General features: G+C 58.0%; 6 protein-coding genes. 3 read left to right on the forward strand and 3 right to left on the reverse strand.

Annotated features, from left to right (window positions below; translation table 11 throughout):
* Window positions 1–125: 125 nt before the first annotated feature.
* On the reverse strand, window positions 126–2,396 hold the full coding sequence (gene clpA, locus PMI34_RS16185; protein WP_008000854.1) for an ATP-dependent Clp protease ATP-binding subunit ClpA: 2,271 nt from the start codon (window positions 2,394–2,396) through the stop codon (window positions 126–128).
* 30 nt (window positions 2,397–2,426) lie between these two features.
* On the reverse strand, window positions 2,427–2,789 hold the full coding sequence (clpS, locus tag PMI34_RS0127250) for an ATP-dependent Clp protease adapter ClpS (protein ID WP_032829596.1): 363 nt from the start codon (window positions 2,787–2,789) through the stop codon (window positions 2,427–2,429).
* Between the two features lie 224 nt (window positions 2,790–3,013).
* On the opposite strand from clpS, the gene cspD reads away from it, so the two are divergent.
* Window positions 3,014–3,268 carry a cold shock domain-containing protein CspD gene (cspD, locus tag PMI34_RS16180; protein ID WP_008049390.1) on the forward strand — a complete coding sequence of 85 codons (255 nt, stop codon included), beginning with the start codon at window positions 3,014–3,016 and terminating at the stop codon, window positions 3,266–3,268.
* A gap of 80 nt (window positions 3,269–3,348) precedes the next feature.
* Here cspD and icd read toward each other — a convergent pair whose 3' ends face one another.
* Window positions 3,349–4,605 carry an NADP-dependent isocitrate dehydrogenase gene (gene icd, locus PMI34_RS16175; protein WP_007972065.1) on the reverse strand — a complete coding sequence of 419 codons (1,257 nt, stop codon included), beginning with the start codon at window positions 4,603–4,605 and terminating at the stop codon, window positions 3,349–3,351.
* On the opposite strand from icd, the gene PMI34_RS28975 reads away from it, so the two are divergent.
* On the forward strand, window positions 4,604–4,771 hold the full coding sequence (locus tag PMI34_RS28975) for a hypothetical protein (protein ID WP_177318805.1): 168 nt from the start codon (window positions 4,604–4,606) through the stop codon (window positions 4,769–4,771). The genes icd and PMI34_RS28975 overlap by 2 nt on opposite strands.
* Before the next feature lie 327 nt (window positions 4,772–5,098).
* On the forward strand, window positions 5,099–7,271 hold a 2,173-nt coding region (locus PMI34_RS16170; protein ID WP_032829597.1), incomplete at its 3' end, for an NADP-dependent isocitrate dehydrogenase.

A 7,271-nucleotide genomic window follows, 5' to 3' on the forward strand; every position in this document is an offset into this window, starting at 1 on the left:
CGTTTTTGTTTGTGCGCGATTTAGCTGCCATCACACCAAGCCCGCTCCCACACTGGATTTGTGTATGACCTACAGACAGCAAAAAGGCGCCAACCGGCGCCTTTTTGCTTTATTGCGGTTTAACGTCAGGCCATCTCGGCCGTGGTCTCGAACTCGAAGGTCAGCTCGCCGTCCTTGATGTCGATGTGTACCACACCGCCATGCTCGGCCAGTTCGCCAAAGAGAATCTCCTCCGCCAGCGGACGCTTGATCTTGTCCTGGATCAGGCGAGCCATCGGGCGAGCACCCATCGCCGCGTCGTAACCACCTTCGGCCAGCCAGTTGCGGGCCGCATCGGTGACCTCCAGCAACACGCGCTTGTCCTCCAGTTGCGCCTGAAGTTCGGTAAGGAACTTGTCCACCACGCTCTTGATGACCTCATGGCTGAGGCGACCAAACTGGATGATGGTGTCCAGACGGTTGCGGAATTCCGGCGTGAAGCTCTTCTTGATCACTTCCATCGCATCGGACGAGTGATCCTGATAGGTGAAACCGATCGAAGCACGGGCTGCAGTCTCGGCACCAGCATTGGTCGTCATGATGACGATCACGTTACGGAAATCCGCCTTGCGCCCGTTGTTATCGGTCAACGTACCGTGGTCCATGACCTGCAACAGCAGGTTGAAGACTTCCGGATGCGCCTTCTCGATCTCATCGAGCAACAGCACGCAGTGTGGCTGCTTGGTGATGGCTTCGGTCAGCAGACCACCCTGATCGAATCCGACATAGCCTGGAGGCGCACCGATCAGACGCGATACGGTGTGGCGCTCCATGTATTCGGACATGTCGAAACGAATCAGCTCAACACCCAACGCTTTGGCCAACTGACGCGCCGCTTCGGTTTTACCGACACCGGTAGGCCCTGCGAACAGGAACGAACCGACAGGCTTGTCAGGGGACTTGAGGCCGGCACGGGACAACTTGATCGCGGTTGCCAGGGAGTCGATCGCGGCATCCTGACCGAACACGGTCAACTTCAGGTCACGCTCAAGGTTACGCAACAATTCCTTGTCGGAGCTGGTGACGTGCTTAGGCGGAATCCGCGCGATTTTCGCGACGATGTCCTCGACCTGAGGCACTTCGATGCGTTTAACGCGCATTTCGATCGGTTGCAGGCGCTGGTAGGCACCCGCCTCGTCAATCACATCGATCGCCTTGTCCGGCATGTGCCGGTCATTGATATAGCGCGAAGCCAGTTCAGCAGCGGCGCGCAAGGCTTCATCGCTGTATTCGATATTGTGATGCTGTTCGAAGCGCCCTTTGAGGCCGCGCAGGATACCGATGGTGTCTTCCACCGAAGGCTCCGACACATCGACCTTCTGGAAACGCCGGGCCAAGGCACGGTCCTTCTCGAAGATGCCGCGAAATTCCTGGAAGGTGGTCGAACCGATGCAACGGATATCACCCGAGGACAGCAGCGGCTTGAGCAGGTTCGAGGCGTCCATGACGCCACCGGACGCGGCACCCGCACCAATGATGGTGTGGATCTCGTCGATGAACAGGATCGCCTGCGGACGCTTTTTCAGCTCATTGAGCAACGCCTTGAAGCGCTTCTCGAAATCGCCACGGTATTTGGTACCGGCCAGCAAGGCACCCAGGTCGAGTGAGTAAACCACGCTGTTGGCCAGCAGGTCCGGCACCTGGTTGTCGACAATGCGCTTGGCCAGGCCTTCGGCAATCGCGGTTTTACCCACGCCGGCCTCGCCCACCAGCAGCGGATTGTTTTTACGCCGACGCGCCAGGATCTGCGCGACACGCTCGACTTCCAGCTCACGCCCCACCAACGGATCGATACGACCCTGGCGCGCCAGTTCATTGAGGTTGCTGGCATAAGCATCCAGGGGATTGCCCGAGGAAGAAGACTCACCACCCTCGTCGTCCTGCATATCTTGCTCACCTTCAGAGTGATCGCCATGCCCCGGCACCTTGGAAATGCCATGGGCGATGTAGTTGACGACATCTATACGGGCAACGCTCTGCTGTTTCAGCAGGAACACCGCCTGACTCTCTTGCTCACTGAAGATCGCGACCAGCACGTTGGCACCAGTCACTTCGCGTTTGCCCGAGCTCTGTACATGAAACACAGCACGCTGCAGTACACGCTGGAAGCCCAGGGTTGGCTGGGTTTCACGATCCTCGTCATGAACCGGGATCAATGGCGTGGTGGAGTCGATGAACTCCTGCAGGTCATGCTTGAGTTTGTCGAGGTTTGCGCCGCACGCACGCAAAACGGTGGCGGCAGCCTCATTGTCCAATAGGGCCAGCAAGAGGTGTTCGACGGTCATGAACTCATGACGCTTCGAACGGGCCTCCTTGAAGGCAAGATTGAGGGTGACTTCGAGCTCGCGGTTTAACATAGCTTCACCTCATACCCAAGTGGTCGGCGATTAACCGTCCTTCTCGATTTCACAGAGTAGCGGATGCTGGCTTTCCCTGGCGTACTGGTTGACCTGCATGGCCTTGGTCTCCGCGATGTCGCGGGTAAACACTCCACATACTGCCCGCCCTTCCGTGTGGACGGCCAGCATGACCTTGGTCGCCAGCTCGCGATTCAGGTTAAAAAACACCTCGAGCACTTCGACGACGAAATCCATCGGTGTGTAGTCATCATTGAACAAAACCACCTTGTACATCGGCGGCGCCTGCAGTGCAGGCTTTGCCTCCTGAACAGCAATGCCCGTGGAATCGTCGTCGTGTAAATCAGGGCGATCCTGATTGAATGTTAGTCGAATCTGGCTGATTGCATGCATGGAAAGAAAGGTTCGTCAGTGGTTCAAATACAGTGGTGGGGGCGGCTATCAGCGTTTTCAACTCCGACTGCCGGGTCAGCTTGACTATCGGCAAAAGGGTGTTACAACCAATAGAGCCCACAGTGGGTAAAAAAGGTCCGCGGAGTCAATCTTATTTACAGATTCGACTGCGGATGTACTGGATGATACTCCAGTGATGGAGTCTGTTGCAGAGGGAGTTGGGTATGGCTGTCGGCAAGGTGAAGTGGTTCAACAATGCCAAGGGTTACGGATTCATCAACGAGGAAGGCAAGACAGAAGATCTGTTTGCCCACTACTCAGCTATTAAAATGGATGGTTATAAAACCCTGAAAGCCGGGCAAGCTGTCGTATTCGATATCATCCAGGGCCCCAAAGGCCTGCACGCGGTCAACATCGGCAATCCGGTGGATGCCTCGAAAACCGCGACACAGTTACCTGAGCAGACTGTTTCGGTTTAACACCGCCGCGTCAACCAGCCATAAAAAAACCGCCTGGCTCAACTTCTTGAATCAGGCGGTTTTTGTGTGCCTGCGTTTTCTTACATGTGCGAGATCAGCGCATCACCGAAGCCGGAAGACGACACCAGTTTGGCGCCTTCCATCAGACGTTCGAAGTCATAGGTCACGGTCTTGGCGGAAATCGCGCCGTTGGTACCCTTGATGATCAGGTCGGCCGCTTCGGTCCAGCCCATGTGGCGCAGCATCATTTCAGCGGACAGGATCAGCGAACCCGGGTTGACCTGGTCCTTGCCGGCGTACTTCGGCGCGGTACCGTGGGTGGCTTCGAACATGGCCACGGTGTCGGACAGGTTGGCGCCTGGCGCAATACCGATACCGCCCACTTCCGCCGCGAGGGCATCGGAGAGGTAGTCGCCGTTCAGGTTCAGGGTGGCGATCACATCGTACTCGGCCGGGCGCAGCAGGATCTGCTGGAGCATGGCGTCGGCGATGGCATCCTTGACGATGACGTTCTTGCCGGTTTTAGGGTTCTTGAACTGCATCCACGGACCGCCGTCGAGCAGGGTCGCGCCGAACTCTTCAGCCGCCACTTCGTAGGCCCATTCCTTGAAGGCACCTTCGGTGAACTTCATGATGTTGCCTTTGTGCACGATGGTCAGCGAATCGCGATCGTTGTCGACCACATACTGCAGGGCCTTGCGCGCCAGACGCTTGGTGCCTTGCAGGGACACCGGCTTGACGCCGATACCGCAGTTCTCGTCGAAACGGATCTTGGTGACGCCCATTTCTTCTTTCAGGAACTTGATGACCTTGGTGGCTTCCGGCGTACCGGCCTTCCACTCGATGCCCGCGTAGATGTCTTCGGAGTTCTCGCGGAAGATGGTCATGTCGACATCGCCTGGCTTCTTGACCGGGCTAGGCACGCCTTCGAACCAGCGCACCGGACGCAGGCAGACGTACAGGTCGAGTTGCTGACGCAGGGCCACGTTCAGGGAACGGATGCCGCCACCGACCGGGGTGGTCAGCGGGCCCTTGATGGAAACCACGTAATCCTTGACCGCGTCCAGGGTTTCCTGAGGCAGCCAGGTGTCCTGATCGTAAACCTGAGTCGCTTTCTCCCCGGCGTACACTTCCATCCAGGAAATCTTGCGCTCGCCACCATAAGCCTTCTTAACAGCAGCATCGACAACCTTGATCATGACCGGGCTGATGTCGACACCAATGCCGTCACCTTCGATGAAGGGGATGATCGGGTTATTAGGAACATTGAGAGAATGGTCTGCATTGACGGTGATTTTGTCGCCGACGGCTGGAACCTGAATCTTCTTGTAACCCATGCTGAACTCCATTGATTGGATTGAACATCTGGCTTGGTTCGAGCGTAACCCAGTTGAATCGGCGCGCAAACCCTATGTTCCATCCATCTGCCGCAAAGCCTTGCAACTCGCGAGCTACAAGCCTGAAAGCAAAGGGAAAAGCGCCAAACTCAAGCACGACGAATGACCATACGCCCTGCTCGCGCCTGCGACCTTTAGACCAATGGACGACATTCGTTGCGTATGAACCATCGGCAGATTGCCAGCTACCTATGTATAATGCCGCCGCTGACTAAAGGGTCACGACGGGCGAAACAGCTCTACGATGAGTGTTTACGCCTGATAAGCCGGTCTGTTACCGCAGCCCGACTGCTTGACGCCCTACTGATGCACCCAACATCACAGCAACGAAACCTCGATATTCGGCTCATGGATGACTTTGAACGAACGCGCTTACCCGGCGCCCTCGAGTTTCTGCGCACGCTTTAGCAAAGAAGAGAGAGTTAATCCGAATATGCCCACCCGCTCGAAGATCATCTATACCTTCACCGACGAAGCTCCTGCCCTCGCCACCTATTCACTGTTGCCTATCGTAGAGGCGTTCACCGCCTCGGCTGATATCGCCGTTGAAACCCGCGATATCTCTCTTGCAGGGCGCATCCTGGCCAGCTTCCCCGAGCAACTGGGTGACAAAGCCGTAGCCGACCACCTCGCCGAACTGGGCGCCCTGGCCGTTACGCCTGAAGCCAACATCATCAAATTGCCGAATATCAGCGCCTCGGTTCCGCAACTGCAAGCCGCGATCAAAGAGCTGCAAGCTCAAGGCTACGCACTGCCGGACTACCCTGAGACCGTTACCAGCGACGCCGACAAAGAAGCCAAGGCCCGCTACGACAAGATCAAGGGCAGCGCCGTTAACCCGGTTCTGCGTGAAGGCAACTCCGACCGCCGCGCACCGCTGTCGGTCAAGAACTACGCGCGCAAGCACCCGCACAAAATGGGCGCATGGGCCAAGGACTCCAAGTCCCACATCGCGCACATGAGCACCGGCGATTTCTACGGCAGCGAAAAAGCCGCCCTGATCGACGCCGCTGACGCCGTGAAAATCGAACTGATCGCTCAAGACGGCACCGCCACCGTCCTGAAAGAAAAGACCAGCGTACAAGCCGGTGAGATCCTCGATTGCGCGGTACTGAGCAAAAACGCCCTGCGCAGCTTCATCGCGGCCGAAATCGAAGACGCCAAGGCACAAGGCGTGCTGCTGTCGGTTCACTTGAAAGCCACCATGATGAAGGTCTCCGACCCGATCATGTTCGGCCAGATCGTTGCCGAGTTCTATAAAGACGCACTGACCAGGCACGCTGACGTGCTGGCACAGATCGGCTTCAACCTGAACAACGGCATCGGCGACCTGTACGCTCGCATCAAGGCTTTGCCTGCCGAGCAGCAAGCGCAGATCGAAGCTGACATCCAGGCGGTCTACGCCGTTCGCCCTTCCCTGGCGATGGTCAACTCCGACAAAGGCATCACCAACCTGCACGTGCCGAGCGACGTGATCGTCGACGCCTCGATGCCGGCGATGATCCGTGACTCCGGCAAGATGTGGGGCACCGACGGCCAGTTGCACGACACCAAGGCCGTGATCCCGGATCGCTGCTACGCCACCATCTACCAGGCTGTGATCGAAGATTGCAAAGCCAACGGTGCGTTCGATCCGACCACCATGGGCAGCGTGCCGAACGTTGGCCTGATGGCGAAGAAAGCCGAAGAGTACGGCTCCCACGACAAGACTTTCCAGATCAAGGCTGACGGCGTTGTTCGCGTCACCGACAGCAAGGGCAACCTGCTGATGGAACAGGCTGTCGAGGCCGGCGACATCTTCCGCATGTGCCAGACCAAAGACGCGCCGATCCAGGACTGGGTCAAACTGGCCGTCAACCGTGCTCGCGCAAGCGCGACCCCGGCGATCTTCTGGCTGGACCCGATGCGCGCCCACGACGGCGTAGTGATCGAGAAAGTTCAGGCTTACCTGAAGGATCACGACACTGCCGGCCTGGACATCCAGATCATGGCACCAGTCGACGCGATGAAGTACACCCTGCAGCGCACCCGCGCAGGCAAAGACACCATCTCGGTAACCGGCAACGTACTGCGCGACTACCTGACCGACCTGTTCCCGATCATGGAACTGGGCACCAGCGCCAAGATGCTGTCGATCGTGCCGCTGATGAACGGCGGTGGCCTGTTCGAAACCGGCGCCGGCGGTTCGGCACCGAAGCACGTACAGCAACTGCTGGAAGAAAACTTCCTGCGCTGGGATTCCCTGGGTGAATTCCTGGCCCTGGCCGCGTCCCTGGAACACCTGGGCGTGACCTACAACAACCCCAAGGCGCTGGTTCTGGCCAAGACCCTGGACCAGGCCACCGGCCAGTTCCTGGACAACAACAAGTCGCCATCGCGCAAAGTCGGCAACATCGACAACCGCGGCAGCCACTTCTACCTGGCGCTGTACTGGGCCCAGGCCCTGGCTGCCCAGACCGAAGACACTGCACTGCAAGCGCAGTTCGCAACCCTGGCCAAGACCCTGACCGAGAACGAGGCGACCATCGTTGCCGAACTCAACGCTGTCCAGGGCAAGCCAGTGGACATCGGCGGTTACTACCACGCCGACGCCGAGCTGATCAGCA

The sequence above is a fragment of the Pseudomonas sp. GM74 genome (genome assembly GCF_000282455.1).
GTDB lineage: Bacteria > Pseudomonadota > Gammaproteobacteria > Pseudomonadales > Pseudomonadaceae > Aquipseudomonas.